The following is a 16,771-nucleotide window of genomic DNA, read 5'->3' on the forward strand; positions in this document are numbered from 1 at the left end:
TTTCATTATAGTTATAAGAAAATCATTAAATTTTGCGCCTAACAATCTAAAGTATTATCCCTCTCCCATTGAGTCAGATGGGAGGCATAACCACTCCACTCTGTATGCTTTAATTTTATGTAAGCATCAATTATGCTGTCTCCAAGTCTTTCTCTAAGAACATCTGAATTTTCAAGTAATCTGAGCGCATCAAGTAAATTACGCGGCAGTTGCTTATAGCCCTCGATGTCTTTTCCAAGCTCATACATATTTATATCAAGTGGATCCCCTGGGTCACGTTTGCCAGCAATGCCATCAAGACCGCAAGCAAGTATTGCTGCCTGCATTAAATAAGCATTTGCTGCGCCATCCATTAATCGTAATTCAAAACGACCTGAGTCTGGAACTCGAATCATATGAGTACGATTATTTCCACCATAAGTGATTGAGCTAGGAGACCACGTTGCACCAGAAACTGTTCTTGGAGCATTAATACGTTTATAACTATTTACAGTTGGGTTAAAGATGGCAGTTAAGCGGTCTGCGCTATGCATAATCCCACCTAAAAACTGATACGCAAGAGATGACAATCCTAAACCTCGGCTATCATTTTCACCATTAAATAAATTTTGAGAACCATCTAGATTCCATATTGAGACATGAGAGTGGCAGCCATTACCCGTAAGATGACTAAAAGGTTTTGGCATAAATGTTGCGCGCATGCCATGAAGCTCGGCGATTGATTTCACCATAAATTTAAAAAATACTTGGCGATCAGCAGTTTTTAGAGCATCATCAAAATCCCAGTTCATTTCAAATTGACCATTAGCATCTTCGTGATCATTTTGATATGGACCCCAACCTAACTCAATCATGCTGTCACAAATTTGCTTGATAACTGGATATTGGCGCATTAAGGCTTGCTGATCATAACAAGGTTTGCTTTGAGTATCTTTCTCATCAGCAATATCAGTTCCATCTTCATTGATGAGATGATATTCACACTCAACACCTGTTTTCATTCTAAAACCCTGCTTTTCAGCTTCTGCCAATTGCTTCTTTAATGCAACTCGCGGAGAAGCCTCAACAGGCTTACCATCCATCCATAAATCTGAGGCTAACCAAGCAATTTCTGGCTTCCAAGGCAACTGGATAAGACTATCAGGATCTGGAATAGCAAACATATCGGGATGTGCAGGCGTCATATCTAACCAGGCTGCAAATCCTGCAAAACCCGCTCCATCTTTTTGCATTCCATCAATGGCCCTTGCAGGAACCAACTTAGAACGCAAACTTCCAAAAAGATCTACAAAGCTAATAAGAAAATATTCAATACCTTTATCTGCAGCTACTTTACTAAGTTTAGTGGCCATAATTTCTCCTATTTATTCGTTATTATTTTTATTAAATTAGTAATTATATTCCACCCTTACCTGGAATCCAATTAGTACCAGCTAGGGGAACGCCAGCCATCGCAGCTGCCTCCATAGTTAATGCTACCATATCCTCTGGCTCTAAATTATGCACATGACTCTTACCGCATGCACGGGCCAATGTTTGCAATTCAAGCGTAAGAACATTTATATAATTCGCAAGTCGTCGGCCACCTAGAATTGGATCTAATCTCTTTGCAAGCTCAGGGTCTTGAGTCGTAATGCCAGCTGGATCATTTCCCGCCTGATAGTCATCCCAAAAACCTGCTGCTGAACCTATCTCTTTATATTCATCATCAAATTCAGGGCTTTGGTCGCCCAGAGCAATTAATGCAGCAGTACCTATTGAAACTGCATCCGCACCCAAAGCTAAGGCCTTTGCAACATCTGCCCCACTTCGAATACCGCCAGAAACGATCAGCTGTACCTTACGATGCATATCCATTTCTTGGAGAGCTTCAACAGCCATTCGAACTGCTGGAAGCGTCGGTATTCCAACGTGCTCAATGAAAACATCTTGTGTTGCTGCAGTTCCTCCTTGCATGCCATCAACAACAACAACGTCAGCGCCTGCCTTTACAGCAAGGGTGACATCATAAAAAACTCGCGTCGCTCCAACTTTGACATAGATCGGTTTTTCCCAGTTTGTTATTTCACGTAATTCCTGTATCTTGATTTCAAGATCATCTGGACCCGTCCAATCTGGATGACGACAAGCAGATCTCTGATCTATTCCTTCTGGAAGATTTCGCATTTGTGCTACTCTAGGAGAAATTTTTTGCCCCAATAGCATGCCTCCGCCTCCCGGCTTTGCACCCTGACCCAAAACAATTTCGATTGCATCAGCCTTCCTTAAGTCATCTGGATTCATCCCATATCTTGAAGGCAAGTATTGGTAAACTAAAGTTTTAGAATGCCCTCTTTCTTCTGGAGTCATTCCGCCATCCCCTGTAGTTGTGCTAGTGCCTGCTATAGTCGCGCCTCTTCCAAGCGATTCTTTGGCTTGAGCTGAAAGGGAGCCAAAGCTCATGCCTGCAATTGTGATTGGTGTTTTTAAATGAATAGGATTTTTTGCAAACCTATTACCTAAAATGACCTCAGTTGTGCATTTTTCTCTATAGCCCTCTAATGGATAGCGAGAAGTTGAAGCACCAAGAAATACTAAATCGTCAAATGTAGGAATATCTCTTTTAGCACCAAATCCACGAATATCATAAATTCCTGTTTTAGCTGCACGCTGAATTTCCGCAATCACATGCCGAGGAAAAGTTGCAGACTCTATTAATGTTGGATTATCTTTGCTCATAATCTGACCTCCTTAGTAGTCATCGACTTGGTCAATGTCAAAATTATATAATTTGCGCGCAGAACCATAACGTCGAAATTCTTCAACCCCATGACTCATTTTTGATTGGCTTAGTAATTGCTGAAGCTCTTTCTTATGCTCATCTCGCATCTCTTTTTCGATACAATCTGTACCTAGGCTTTTGACTTTACCTCGAACATAAATTTTGGCTTCATAAATTGAATCACCTAGAGCATCTCCAGCGTCTCCACAAACGACTAAGCATCCAGATTGCGCCATAAACGCACTCATATGTCCAATATTACCGCCAACAACAATATTTACACCTTTCATCGAAATTCCACATCGTGAACTTGAATCTCCCTCAATAACTAATAGTCCACCATGTGCTGTTGCAGCAGCATATTGAGAGGCATTTCCAGTAACACGTACCTGACCAGACATCATATTTTCAGCTAAACCTGGCCCAGCATTTCCATTAATTATTATATTGGCCTGTTGATTCATACCAGCGCAATAGTAGCCAACATGTCCATTAATTTCAACATCTACCTTTGTTGTAAGACCAACTGAAAGAGCATGCTTTCCAACAGTATTATTTACAGAAAATTTATCACCAGAAGACCCTGCCTGCAATGCTTCATTAAGCTCTCTAATAGTGCTTTTTTCTAAATTAATTTCAGTCATTATTAACTCCTTTTCCAGCTATAAATCTGAGTTGGTTCAGGCTCCCAAATGCGCGCATTTTCAGCGCCTGGCAAAGTTGCAATAGCACGATATTCAGAAGACATCGCAGCCCAATCATCAGTTTCTGCCATAATTGCTGGCTTACAACCAATTGGATCACGCATAACTGCAAAACCATCCCTGGTTCCAATTGCAAAGGTATAGAATCCATCTAAATCCTCTATGGCATGATTCAAGGCTTGATCTAGATCATCCCCCTCACTTAAGCGCCAGCTCAAATATCCAGCAGCAACTTCGCTATCATTATCGGTTTTGAAATGAACACCTTTTTTTCGTAAAGTTTCACGTAATCTGTTATGGTTTGATAAAGAGCCATTATGCACAAGACATAAATCCTGGCCTGTTGAGAAAGGGTGGGAGTGCTCTGTTGTAATTGCACTTTCTGTTGCCATTCTGGTATGACCAAGTGCGTGAGTGCCAGTCATACTTTTAATATCAAACTGATCAATAAACTCAGCTGGGTTACCTTTACCTTTAAAGATCTCAATATTTGTTCCTGCACTTGTAATACTAAGATCACTCCAGTTATCTCTCATCCAAACTTGAACATCATCAATTTCAGAATCTAGACTCAAAACTGCATGATTGCGGGTTACTGTAATATCTCTTAAAGAAAAATGATTACTTATTGTAGCCTCTAAAGCACCCCAATCAAAGTCTTGGTGCTGAGCAAGGACAGTAATCTTACAGCCATTCTCTTGAGGATTACGATAAACGGCAATACCTGCGCTATCTGGCCCTCTCTCAGTCATCTCACTGAGCATTGGTGCTACAAGCGCACCTAATTGAGACTCTAGAGCTTGATTTTTAATAAAAAGTCCTACAATTCCACACATAAAAACTCCAAAAAATTATTATAGCCCCTGTATTCATGCATGACATGAACTCAAGGGCAATAGTTTAAATGAAAAAAAACGATTAACGCTTTTATCTATTATCTTTTGATAAAAAATCTGGCTTAATAGAGCCTTAAAAACTCCTCAACTTCCCAGTTTGTAACAGCCTGATGATATCGATCCCACTCATCTTTCTTATAAGAGAAAAATTGAAGGAGCATTGAATCACCTAAAACTTCTCTTGCAAAATCATCCTCATTTAAAGCCTCAATTGCCTCTAAAAGATTACGAGGTAAAGATTTAATGTTTGCTTCCTTCATTTCTTCAGGACTTAATGTATATAAGTTTATATTTAAAGGATCACCTGGATCAATCTTATTCTTAATTCCATCCAAAGCTGCAGCTGTTGTAAGTGCTAAGGATAGGTATGGATTCATGCACATGTCAGCAGCACGATTCTCGATACAAAACCGGTTTTGAGGGAGTCGAATCATGCAAGATCGATTATTATCTCCATAGGCCATTGTTGTCGGCGCCCATGTATAGACTCCTCCTTCAAATCCACCAACTATTGGAACCAAACCGTTATATGAGTTTACCGTTGAACAAGCAATAGCAGTAATTTCTGTTGCATGCTTTAGCAATCCACCAACTACATGATAAGCTGTATCAGAGAATTTTCCATCCTTACCTTCAAAAACATTTTTGTTATCCAAGTTACTCGTCATACTAAAATTAATATGCGCTCCAGACCTCCAATCACCAATCGTTGGCTTTGGCATAAAGGTAATAAACATCCCATACTTTTTAGCAACCTCTTTAAGAAGAACCCTTAAGAAAACTAATCGATCTGCCATCTGAAGAATATCTGTATAAGTGAAGTCAAGCTCAAACTGTGAGTAGGCGCCCTCACAAACCACATCCTTCATATCCCAGCCTAAATCATTAACAGTATCAATTAATTCTTTGAGGAATTCCATTGAATCAATTGAATACTCAACATCGTATCCAAAAGCTTGTCTGCGAGGACGTAAGCCGTCACCTGGTAATGGGTCATCATCAAAAGCCTTAACAGGCTGACCATCTTCCCATCGCATTGCAATAAATTCTGGCTCAATACCACAAAAGGCTTTATATCCAGCGTCATCTGCTTTTTGTACTGCTCTTTTAAGAGTTTGACGAGGGCACAAGTTATAAGGCTTACCTTCCCACCATAAATCTGAAAAAACCCATACACACGTCTTATCCCATGGACAAATTACCAAGCTATCTAAATCAGGTACAGGGATTTGATCTGAGTCATTAGGCCCTAATTCAGGAACAAAAGAAACTGAATGAACCGCAAATTGAGGGCCCTTTCCTGCACACAATGCTTCAAACTCCTTCATAGGAATTGGCTTTGTTTTAGGAAGGCCGAGCATATCAATCCAGCACGACAGAATGTACTTTACGCCTGCTTTTTCTAATCGAGCTTTTTCCTCTGCAACACGTTTCTTTGATGGCAGGGCATCTGCCATTGTTGTGTGATAAATCTTTGCCATATTCTTCTCCTTATTTATGAATTTATTAAATATTTATAATTTTTCTTGCGATTTTAATAAAAATTGATTTTTATATGTTGCCAGGCCTTTCATTACCTCAACATCCTTTATATCACCGTTATTAAAACAATGTTCATCTAGAAACCTAGTAAGGGTCTCATCTCCTTCAGAGGCAATTTCTACTAAAAGATCATATCGACCTGTGACCCAGATAATAAAGACTATCTCATTGCAATCTTGAAGACGTTTAGCAACCTCAGTAGGGCTAGAAGTTGAAGCAACTTTTATTCCAAGCATCGAATCTGTTGCATAATTTATAGCAGAGCGATCTACCAATGCTTTGATTTGCAAGACACCTGCATCTTTCATGCGATTCACACGATTCCTAACAGTCCCTTCAGAGATTTCCAGTGACTTAGCAATTTCGTTAAATGGCTTTCGTCCATCAATCTCAAGCATATCAATGATTCGTTGGTTCAATTTATCTTTTAGCGTATCCCTAGTTGGAACACGCGGAAGTTGATCGCTATCATTACTATCATTAGATTGACTTAGGTGCACTATATGATTACTTGAATTACTCATTTAAATCCTAGTTTTGAGGCATGTCTTCTGGATCTATTCCAGGCACAAAAGTAATGCCTGCTTGTTGCTTCCAGTCATGAGGATAGGCGGCATAGAATATTACGCATTTTTCATCACACTCATAAGCTATTGAGTTATCTTTAGGGATATAAAGGACATCACCTGGATTGCAGTTATAAGACTCGCCATCACACGTTAATCTAAACGTCCCCTCCATACAATAAATAATCTCATCGCATGTTAACTCCCATGGCACAGATACTTGGTTTAAAAAATTCAAACCGCCGCACATCGTGTCACTAACTGCACTAGTAACAAAAGGCTTGATATAGCTTTGTCCTGGCTCTAAAGTGTGTAAACGGTGCTCAATGTCACCAAATTTATATAGTTGTGGTTTATTACTCATTTTTATCCCTTTTAAGTTAAGTTAAGTTTTTCATTAAGTTCTACGACATATCCATCTGGATCTTCAATAAATGCAAGTATTCGAGTTCCAGCATTCATAGGTTTAGCTGGACTAATGATTTTGGCGCCTCCAGCCTCTAGGTCTTCAACAGCTTTGTATACATCTGGCGTTTCAATGCAAATGTGTCCCCATCCATTACCTTTGTCATAGTGCTCTTCTTGATCCCAGTTATGGGTTAGCTCCAGCGCGGGAAATTCAATTTCAGGGCCATAACCTACAAATGCATTTGTAAATCTTCCCCCCGGGTAATCAGTTCGCCTTAGCACTTGCATACCTAAAATGTCACAATAAAAATGAAGTGACTTTTCTAAGTCAAGAACTCTCATCATCGTATGTGCTAATCTAAAGTCACTATTAAAACTTGTATCGGTCATTAAATTCTCCTTTATTTATTATTTTTTGGTGGGCTAGTAACGGCTTCTGCAATCATTTCTTGAAAAGCGCGAACACTATCTTCCCAGTGAGGTGACAACATACCACCATCTTTTGAAACTGGAGACGCTCTCCCAAGCTGCATCCTTTCACAAATTGCATGATCTTCTTTGTGGACATCCCACCATAACTTTTTCATTTCATCAACCTCTTTAATTGAAACGCTCTCGCCTTCTGTGGTGTAGATAACCCTTTTTTGATGCGTATGACCTTCATCAACTGGAACATTCAAATAGACTCCAATTTGATCAGGAGCATAACGACCAATTATAAAATTTGGAAAAAGAGTTAAGTATCTTGAACTTACAGACAAACTCCCCTTTACCTTATCATCATCATCTAGATCAATAGCGCTTCCTAGGCAAACGCCATCAACAATTGTGTAATGATCCTCAAGAGGCTGATTTGTTGTTGTACGATGGACAAATTGAACATGGTAAGGCTCTATAAAATTTTCCATAAGAAATTTCCAGTTCGTAGAAATCTCACCAAAATCCAAAGTAGCTACAGGCTTCACTTTTTGAAAATCTATATCACTAAAATTTTGAATAAGAGGAGCTGCATAATCCTCAAAATTGGCAGCATTGCCACTTAAATTAATAAAAATCCAATCTTGCCAAATAGCTATTTTTATTGATTTAAGATTATGATTTGACATTTCAAAGCCTTCTGGCTGATGCTCTTTGCCACCAAAGAACGGCGTAGCACAAAGATCACCATCAAGACTGTACGTCCATGCATGATAGGGGCAAGATAACATCTTGCCAACATTCATTGGCTCATCAACTAACTTCAAACATCGATGAGAGCATGCATTATGGAAAGCTGAAATTTTTCCTTCATTATTTTTAATTAAGACTACTGGCTGACCAGCAACCATAATTGGTCTTGCATCCCCTGGCTCATTTAGCTCATGGGCAAAACCTACAAAAACCCAATTATTGGTAAACACGGTATCGCACTCAGTGCGAAAAAAATCAGCACTAGTATAGGCAGATGAGGGCAGTCCATGCTTAAGCTTGCCTTTCTCAAAAAAAGATGACATGTTAAGTTTATTAATTGTAGTACCTCAAAAAATAAATGAAACAAATGATAATGAGAAAAATTATAAACCTAATTATTACATTAAATGTAATAAATTAAAGAATAAGTTACCAATACAGCTATTTATTCGATTAAAAATAATTAATATGTAATAATCATAAAAATTATTTACTGTTAACATTCGTATTAATTTGGTATTATTTGTAACTTTAATTAACACTTTTAATCAGGAGAAGATGCAATATGGGCATTAAAGGAAGTGACTTCGAGGTTGAATTGAAAGGATATTCAGGGCATGGATTAATCCACTCAAAAGATGTTGATGATGTAATTACACGTATTGGTCCTGGATCGCCAGCAGGTGAATACCTTAGAAGATACTGGCAGCCAGTTTTTATCTCTTCTGAACTCGATGATCTTCCTGTATCAATAAAAATTCTGGGTGAAGAGCTTGTTCTATTTCGAGACAAAAGCAATCAATTAGGATTGGTTCATAAACAATGCCCTCATAGGCAAGCTTCTCTTGAATTTGGTATTTGTCAAGAAACAGGAATTCAATGTTGCTACCATGGATGGCACTTTGGTATTGATGGAACATTATTAGATGTTCCTGGCCAGCCTGCACATATAGCTGACATTATTAAACAAAGGGTTCGACTTGGCGCCTATCCAACTTATGAATTTAAAGGTTTAATTTTTGCCTATCTTGGGCCAATTGATGAAAAACCTGAATTTCCAATGTATGACAGCCTAAATTTTAAAGATATGGAAATGGTGCCCTATAAGGCACCCTTCAATTGCAACTGGCTTCAGGTTTTGGATGCTATAGTTGATCCAATTCACACCTCTTTCCTTCATTCAAATATGAGTCGAAAACAGTTTTCAGAAGGCTTTGGAGAAGTTGGACAGATTGATTTTTTTGAGCGTGATAGTTGGATTTTAGGCTGCAATACCAGGAGAGTTGGTGACAATATTTGGTTTAGGATTAACGAAGTCGTTTTGCCAAACTTTACTCAAGCAGGTGCAGCTTTTGCTGTAGATGGAACAAAGCAAATACACTATGGTAGAAGTTCATTTACACGATGGGTTGTTCCAATCGACGATGAAACAACTATCTGCTATGCCTGGGCTAATTTTGGGGAGAGAGGAGATCCACAGGAATTTAACACTCCAGAGGGTCCTGAACTAATTGAACAGGGTGAAATTTTTGATCGCCCCTACAAAGAACGTCAAAGATTTCCTGCAGACCGAGAAGCATGCGAAGGTATGGGTCCAATAAATATCCATAAAAATGAAAATTTATTACCTAGTGATCAAGGAGTTGCAATGATGCGTCAGAGAATTAGAGAGCAAATAAAAACTGTTGCCTCTGGCAAAAAACCATATCTAGCAAGTGGCATTAATGGATTGCCAGTTCCAACTTATGGAGGTGATTCTGTCCTTAATATTCCAGCGAGTAATTTGGAAGACAATTCCTTCTTAAGTAAACTTGCACATGAATTCGTTCAAATTCAATTTGAAGTCGATGGAAAGGTTGAAGAAGAGAGAGTTAAAATAGTTACGAAAAAATTAAAAGAAATACAATCAAGAGAAACTTCAAATACCAATAAATAAATACCTATGGCAAGTGATAATAAAATAAGAGTTCATTTTAAGAGTAATCATGCTGACCCTGATTCATTCCCACCAACTATTGAAGGGGAAAGTGTTTTTGCTATTACCAAAGAAAGGTTTGATAATGCAATTGAAAGCTACCCTGATTTAAAAAACAAAATTGAGCCAATTTTTGATTGGGATTTAGAGAACTTTTATGAATCCATGAAGACTGCTGAGGTTCTTGTGTGCTGGGATTTTCCTACTGAGAATCTTGCTGAAATTGCGCCTAAACTTCGATGGATTCATATTATTGGTGCAGGGGTAGAACATTTATGTCCAATGGACTGGGTGCCAGAACACGTTTCAGTTGTTAATAATCGGGGCGTGCACTCAGCAAAAGCAGGGGAGTTTGGTCTAATGAGTGTGCTAATGTTGCATACGCATATCCCTGAAATCATTCAAAATCAACAAAACAAGCATTGGGAATCTCTCTATTCATCTCCAATATTAGGTAAGACATTGCTGGTTATAGGTACAGGCAATATAGGGCATGCTGCTGCAAAAAAATGCAAATTATTGGGCATGAAAGTAATTGGGGTAAGTCGTCATGGGATGCCTTTAGAAGGCGTCGATCAAATGGTTAAGGTAGATAAATTAGATGAAGTACTCCCTGCAGCTGATTACATTTTTATGTCTACACCGAATACAACTGAAACATTTAATTTATTAGATAAAAGGCGTCAATCATTAATGAAGCCAGGAGTAGGTATTGTTAATGTTGGAAGGGCTGCCACAATGGACTATGATGCTCTTGTAGAGAACTTAAATTCTGGTCACATCAAGGCTGCTATTATTGATGTTTTTGATCCTGAGCCACTCCCTTCAAATTCAATATTATGGGACACACCGAACTTAATGGTTATGCCGCATATATCTGCTGATGATGGTGATACATATATTCCTCTAACACTCGATCTCGTTCTAATGAATATGCAAAGATACATTGCTGATGAAAAATTAAATAATTTAATAAACCCTGATCTAGGATATTAAAGATTTAAATAATATTTTTTATAGTGCTGGGCTGCTTTTTTTGCAGTAGCCATTAGACTATCATTGGGATTTGCAATTGACTGTTCAAATGATAGGTCATTAGAAATAATACTAAATACCTTGTCGATATCATATTTATTTTCCAGTATTTCATCATTCTCTGCACTACCTGCAATGACAAAGATACTGCATTTATGCTTTCTTGCATAATCAATTACTCCCATTGGAGCTTTACCTCTAAGACTTTGACTATCAAACCTACCTTCGCCTGTTATTACAAGATCTGTAGTTGGTAGATGTTGCTCAAAATTAAGTTTTTCAAGAATAATTTGTACCCCACTTTTTTGATCCGCCTTTAAAAAAGCAAGAAAACCATAACCTATGCCACCTGCTGAACCTGCCCCTGGGTGCATTGAGAGGTTATTATTTAATTTACTGGAAGCGATTCTGGAGTAATGACTCAATAGAGTATCTAATTGATTAATCATCTTTTCATCAGCACCTTTTTGAGATCCAAAAATAACTGATGCGCCTTGCTGTCCAATGAGAGGATTGTCCACATCGCATGCAATCTCAAAACTGACTCCTTTGAGGCGTGAGTCGATAGAAGTAATATTAATATCTGAAAGTGTATTTAAACTTTCTACACCTCCAGTGAGTTCCTTACCAAAAGAATCTAAAAACTGGATTCCAATTGCTTGCAAAAAACCCATTCCTCCATCATTTGTTGCACTTCCTCCTAAACCAATAATAATATGCTCAGCGCCTTCATCAATTGCAGCAAGTATGAGCTCACCAACTCCAAAACTAGAGGTATTCATTGGATTTCTTTTTTTAAGTGGAACTAGTTGCAAGCCACAAGCTTCAGCAATTTCGATTACTGCTGTTTTTGAATTGCCGAGCATACCCCACTTGGCATTGATATATTCTCCTAGAGGACCTGACACTTTCGTTGAAAAATACTTGCCTTGGGTTGCAGTAACTAAGACATCAACTGTTCCCTCTCCACCATCAGCAATCGGTAATTTTAAAATATTAGCATCTGGAAAAATACCTAAAAAACCTTCCTCAATTGCATTTGCTGCATCAGAAGCTGTTAAGGTTTCTTTAAAAGAATCAGGTGCAATTAATATCTTCATATTTTACTTCTTTAACTTAATTATATTTTTTACCCCACCTCTCAAGTGAGATTGTTGCAGTAAAAATAATAAACATACCAAGCCACTGATTCATGCCCAGCATATCTTGAAGAAGAATTACACCTAAAATAATAGTAAAAATAGGCTCTAAGTACATCACATTTGAGGTTCGCACGGGTCCAATAATTGATATTGACCTAAAGAAAAAGTAAATACCTCCAGTCATCCCCATTGCTGAAAGAATACTCCAAAGTAACATCTCTGAAGATACTGAAGCTATAGGTTCTAAAGTGACTATAAAATATATCAACACAAAAACTACTGAAGGCAATACCATAATATATTGAATTAGGCCCCATCCTGATTCTACACTTTTATGGCGAGATAAAATATTTACAGTAACCTGGGCAAGAGAAGCAATAAGGCCCCAAAAAACGCCCCATAAATTCCAATCACTTGAATCTCCTTGAACTAAAATCCAGATGCCAAATAATGACACAAGAAGTGCGGCAGCTGATAAAAAATCAATGGATCTACTCTTAAGTATTGAGTTAACAAAAAAGGTAATAATTGGGAAAGTATAAATCACTACTACGGCTAAACTTAATGGAATCAAGCTTATTGAATACATATACGATGCAATAAAAATTGCTTGAAAAATACTAATTAGTATTAATCTAATGTGTGTTGCCTTGCTTTTAATTTTCTTAGGTGATTTATTTAAAATACTTGCAAAAATAAAAGTACTAACATAGCGAACAGAAAGAAGAAGAAATACGCCTCCTCCAACACCATAGAAATAGGGAGCAGTAGTGGCTGCAAGAGAAAAAAAGAAGGCAGATAAAATTGCTGTAAAAATACTTGAAAATATCTTATTACTCATTTTGGATTTGGCCTGGATTATCTGTTGTGATAGATTGTACTCTCCAGCTAATCAATTTATTAGCAATATCAATATCATCAATTGTCCATGAGTGGTATTCAAAACCAGCATCCATAACTCGGTCAATTAAAGTTTTTGAGTTTTCATTATCTGAACTGAGGCCATCGGCCTTAATATCATTCAGTACATCTAATATTTTATTTAAGTCATAGTTCGGCTCATATGAATATAACCAGTAAGCCTTATAATTAGGTGCTGCTGATTTAAAAGTCTTAATAACTCTCTCATCAAATGAAATAATCACAGCTTGCTCGGTATGTATTTCAGATTGAGAAAGCTCTTTAATTAGGGGTCTTATAATCTCAATACCACACTTTATCTCTATAAATATTTTTTTACCAGAAGGCAACACGTTAAGCACTTCAGCTAGAGTAGGAATTTTTACTTTTGAATTATTAGAAATTTTATGAGATAAGTTGAGTTGCTTTAACTCTTCAAGAGTTGAGTCTTTAACAATTAACTTTTGATTACAAACTCTTTGAGTATCATCATCATGAATACAAACAATGGCACCATCCTTGGTAAGATGAAAATCACCTTCTATCCCATCCACTCCTTTATCCCAAGAGGCATTAAAAGCTGGTAAAGAATTTTCTGGTAGATCAAATGAAATACCTCGATGTGCAATAATCATTGAGATATTCTACATAAAAATTTAGCAGTCTTTTTTTAAAAAACTTAGAATAGTGAAACAGATAGCTCCATCCAGAAACTTGGCATCAAGCCAACGACTAGAATAAGAATACCATTGATAGAAAGCACAACCTTCATATCTAACGGAGCAGAAACCAGTATCTCTTTATCTACATCATCAAAATACATTGTTTTAATAATTTGCAGATAATAGTAAGCACTTATTACAGCAAAGATTACTGCTGTTATAGCAAGAATTACATAGCCCTCTGCAACCACTTGCTGAAGAATAAATAACTTAGAATAAAAACCAATAAAGGGTGGAACACCGGCCATTGAAAGCATAACCACCAACATAATTAATGCAAACCATGGAGAATGTTTACTCAAACCTTGAAAATCAGAAATTTGATCAGCCTCAAATCCCTTCCTATTTAGAACAATAATTGAACCAAAGGCCGCTAAACTCATTAAGATATAAGCCAGCACATAAAAGACTGCAGCGCCATAACCATCTACCACTCCTGTAACAAAACCTAGCAACACAAAACCAATATGGGATATTGTTGAGTAAGCAAGCATTCGTTTGATATTAGTTTGAGTTAATGCAACTAATGATCCTATTGCAATTGAGAGGACAGCTAAGATCATAAATAGATCTGCCCAGTAATGCTGAAGCTCTCCTAAACCATCAATTAACAATCGAATCAGTAATGCGATCGCGGCAATTTTTGGTACAGTTGATAAAAACATAGTAACTGAAGTTGGTGATCCTTGATATACATCTGGAACCCACATATGAAAAGGCACAGCTCCAAGTTTGAAAGCAATGCCAATGACTAAGAAAACTAAACCAAAATTAAGAATTAATGTTTGCTGAGAGCTCAAAGTTGAGGCACTTGCAAAACTTGATATCTGGGAAATATCCAGGCTTCCACTTATTCCATAAATCATGGACATTCCATAAAGCAATAATCCCGAAGCAATAGCGCCCAGAACAAAGTATTTAAGGGCAGCCTCAATAGCACTAGCTCTGTCTCTTGCTGTGGCAATAAGTGCATACAACGATAGTGACATTATTTCTAAACCCAAGTACAAAGTAAGGAGGCTATGTCCAGAAACCATTACCATCATTCCCAGTATTGACATCATTGCCAGAATAAAATACTCATTTCTTAAAAGCTCATGTGCCTTAAGATAATGACGAGTATAGACAAGGGCAATAATTGCAAACCCAAGTATGAAAACTTTAAAAGTTGAGCCTAAAGAATCAAGAACAAAAGTGCCAGAAAAAATCGTTGCATTCTCACCAATTAAATTAAACGCCAAGAAACCTGTTATTAGAAGTGCTAATTGCGTCAAGTAATAAGTAAATTGCTTTAAACGTTGGCTTACAAAAAGGTCAAATAATAATATAAGTGAAATTGCAAATAATAAAAACAACTCTGGCAAAGCAAAGAGAAGTTCTGCAACATTAAAATTAAAGTTCATCATAATAAAACTGGTAGTTTAGTTGTAAGTGCTTGCTCAAGAAGATTAACAATGGAAGCATGCATTACCTCAATTACTGGCTGTGGGTATAAACCCATCCATAATACAGCAATAGCTAAAATAGCTAAGATTCCAAATTCCCTAGAATTGATATCGCTCAAAGTGCTTACCTCTGGGTTAGTTATCTCCCCCCAAAAAACACGCTTAACCATCCACAATGTATAGGCAGCGCCAATAATCAAAGTCATTGAAGCCAAAAATGCAAACCAAAAATTAGCTTGTAAAGCTCCAAGAATAACCATAAACTCCCCGACAAAACCTGAAGTTCCAGGAAGGCCAGCATTTGCCATTGCAAATAGAACAGCAAAACCTGTAAATTTAGGCATTGAGTTTACAACCCCTCCATAGGTAGATATTTCTCTGGAGTGAAGTCTGTCATACAGCACGCCAACAACTAAGAACATTGCTGCAGAAATAAAGCCATGAGAAATCATTTGAATCATTGCACCTTCTAAGCCAAGATAAGCACTCTCAATACTTGCTCCACTAATAGAAATTAGCTCGCCATTTGATCCCATTTTCATAATAGAAAATAACGCAAAAACACCTAAAGTAACAAAGCCCATATGGGAAATTGACGAGTAGGCAATCAATTTTTTCATATCTTTTTGAACCAGCGCTACAAAACCAATATAAACAATTGCGATCAAAGAGAGAACGATTACTACAGTTGCAAATGATGATGATGCATCCGGCGTGATAGGCAGTGAGAAGCGGAAAAATCCGTAACCACCCATCTTTAACATTATAGCTGCCAAGATTACAGAGCCACCTGTTGGTGCTTGGACGTGAGCATCTGGAAGCCATGTATGGACAGGAAACATAGGTACCTTTACCGCGAAAGCAAGGAAGAAAGCCCAAAATATCCAACTCTGCTGAGCCATAGTAAGCGGCAAGGTGTACATTTCAGAAATTGCGAATGAGCCACTTAAATTGTACATATAAATAAGTGAAACCAGCATAAATACTGATCCTAGAAAAGTGTATAAAAAGAATTTAATCGAGGCATAGACACGATTTTGACCACCCCAGACACCAATAATTAAAAGCATTGGTATTAGTGATGACTCCCAAAAAACATAAAACAATATGGAGTCCATTGACGAAAAAACACCAATTATGAGGCCTTCCATGATTAAAAAAGCTGCCATATAATCTGCCACTCTATTCTTGATAACTTCCCACCCAGCAACAATTACTAATATTGTTGAAAAGGTGGTAAGAATAATTAGTGGCATTGATATTCCGTCAACACCTAGATGGTAAAAAATATTAAATTGAGTAATCCAACTGACCTTTTCTACAAACTGCATTGAGGAGGTTGAAGTGTCAAAATCTAAAAATAAATTTATTGATAAGACGAAAACAATCACAGAAATAGCAACGCTTACCCAGCGGGCAAGTTGAGCTCTATTGTTTCCTATAAATAGGACTGAGCCAGCCCCTAATATAGGAAGCCAAATTAAAATACTTAGTAATGAATCCAT

16 protein-coding genes are annotated in these 16,771 nt (G+C 37.5%); 2 read left to right on the plus strand and 14 right to left on the minus strand.

Features of this window, described 5'->3' with window-relative positions; all coding sequences use genetic code 11:
- Window positions 1-38: 38 nt before the first annotated feature.
- The 9 genes from glnT to ABXT51_RS07125 all read right to left on the minus strand — a co-directional run bounded on the left by glnT (window position 39) and on the right by ABXT51_RS07125 (window position 8,370).
- Window positions 39-1,352, minus strand: a complete 1,314-nt coding sequence (gene glnT, locus ABXT51_RS07085) for a type III glutamate--ammonia ligase (protein ID WP_416694870.1) — start codon at window positions 1,350-1,352, stop codon at window positions 39-41.
- A 43-nt stretch (window positions 1,353-1,395) separates the two neighbouring features.
- Window positions 1,396-2,718 carry an FMN-binding glutamate synthase family protein gene (locus ABXT51_RS07090; RefSeq protein ID WP_416651434.1) on the minus strand — a complete coding sequence of 441 codons (1,323 nt, stop codon included), beginning with the start codon at window positions 2,716-2,718 and terminating at the stop codon, window positions 1,396-1,398.
- Between the two features lie 12 nt (window positions 2,719-2,730).
- Window positions 2,731-3,405 (minus strand): protein glxC, encoded by a 675-nt coding sequence (locus ABXT51_RS07095; RefSeq protein ID WP_416694872.1) that lies wholly within the window; start codon window positions 3,403-3,405, stop codon window positions 2,731-2,733.
- Window positions 3,406-3,407: 2 nt separating this feature from the next.
- Window positions 3,408-4,301, minus strand: a complete 894-nt coding sequence (locus tag ABXT51_RS07100; RefSeq protein WP_416694874.1) for a class II glutamine amidotransferase — start codon at window positions 4,299-4,301, stop codon at window positions 3,408-3,410.
- 122 nt (window positions 4,302-4,423) lie between these two features.
- Window positions 4,424-5,842, minus strand: a complete 1,419-nt coding sequence (locus tag ABXT51_RS07105; protein WP_416694876.1) for a glutamine synthetase family protein — start codon at window positions 5,840-5,842, stop codon at window positions 4,424-4,426.
- 33 nt (window positions 5,843-5,875) lie between these two features.
- Entirely contained in the window at window positions 5,876-6,427 is a 552-nt protein-coding gene (locus ABXT51_RS07110; RefSeq protein WP_416694879.1) for an Lrp/AsnC family transcriptional regulator, read from the minus strand.
- A gap of 7 nt (window positions 6,428-6,434) precedes the next feature.
- Window positions 6,435-6,833 carry a cupin domain-containing protein gene (locus tag ABXT51_RS07115; protein ID WP_416651444.1) on the minus strand — a complete coding sequence of 133 codons (399 nt, stop codon included), beginning with the start codon at window positions 6,831-6,833 and terminating at the stop codon, window positions 6,435-6,437.
- Between the two features lie 11 nt (window positions 6,834-6,844).
- A complete protein-coding gene (gene gloA, locus ABXT51_RS07120) occupies window positions 6,845-7,267 on the minus strand; it encodes a lactoylglutathione lyase (protein ID WP_416651446.1) in 423 nt (140 codons plus the stop codon).
- Window positions 7,268-7,278: 11 nt separating this feature from the next.
- Complete coding sequence (locus tag ABXT51_RS07125) at window positions 7,279-8,370, minus strand: aromatic ring-hydroxylating oxygenase subunit alpha (protein ID WP_416694882.1); 1,092 nt, start codon at window positions 8,368-8,370, stop codon at window positions 7,279-7,281.
- 242 nt (window positions 8,371-8,612) lie between these two features.
- Here ABXT51_RS07125 and ABXT51_RS07130 point away from each other — a divergent pair, with 242 nt between their 5' ends.
- Entirely contained in the window at window positions 8,613-9,983 is a 1,371-nt protein-coding gene (locus ABXT51_RS07130) for a Rieske 2Fe-2S domain-containing protein (protein ID WP_416694886.1), read from the plus strand.
- Window positions 9,984-9,989: 6 nt separating this feature from the next.
- Complete coding sequence (locus tag ABXT51_RS07135; protein ID WP_416686505.1) at window positions 9,990-11,018, plus strand: D-2-hydroxyacid dehydrogenase; 1,029 nt, start codon at window positions 9,990-9,992, stop codon at window positions 11,016-11,018.
- Here the strand turns inward: ABXT51_RS07135 and ABXT51_RS07140 are convergent.
- From ABXT51_RS07140 to ABXT51_RS07160, 5 genes are read right to left on the minus strand one after another with little or no spacing between them, the layout of a single operon-like run.
- Window positions 11,015-12,157: a glycerate kinase gene (locus ABXT51_RS07140; protein ID WP_416694888.1), complete on the minus strand. Its 1,143-nt coding sequence runs from the start codon at window positions 12,155-12,157 to the stop codon at window positions 11,015-11,017. The two genes, ABXT51_RS07135 and ABXT51_RS07140, sit on opposite strands and share 4 nt — an antisense overlap.
- Before the next feature lie 16 nt (window positions 12,158-12,173).
- Window positions 12,174-13,040, minus strand: coding sequence for a DMT family transporter (locus ABXT51_RS07145; protein ID WP_416694891.1), 867 nt, complete (start codon window positions 13,038-13,040; stop codon window positions 12,174-12,176).
- Window positions 13,033-13,734 (minus strand): glycerophosphodiester phosphodiesterase, encoded by a 702-nt coding sequence (locus tag ABXT51_RS07150; RefSeq protein WP_416686510.1) that lies wholly within the window; start codon window positions 13,732-13,734, stop codon window positions 13,033-13,035. The genes ABXT51_RS07145 and ABXT51_RS07150 overlap by 8 nt, the downstream gene beginning before the upstream one ends.
- A 44-nt stretch (window positions 13,735-13,778) precedes the next feature.
- Entirely contained in the window at window positions 13,779-15,224 is a 1,446-nt protein-coding gene (nuoN, locus tag ABXT51_RS07155; protein WP_416696311.1) for an NADH-quinone oxidoreductase subunit NuoN, read from the minus strand.
- Window positions 15,224-16,771: a complex I subunit 4 family protein gene (locus tag ABXT51_RS07160; RefSeq protein WP_416694894.1), complete on the minus strand. Its 1,548-nt coding sequence runs from the start codon at window positions 16,769-16,771 to the stop codon at window positions 15,224-15,226. The genes nuoN and ABXT51_RS07160 overlap by 1 nt, the downstream gene beginning before the upstream one ends.

The sequence above is a fragment of the Candidatus Pseudothioglobus sp. Uisw_050_01 genome, from assembly GCF_048085775.1.
Lineage (GTDB): Bacteria > Pseudomonadota > Gammaproteobacteria > PS1 > Pseudothioglobaceae > Pseudothioglobus.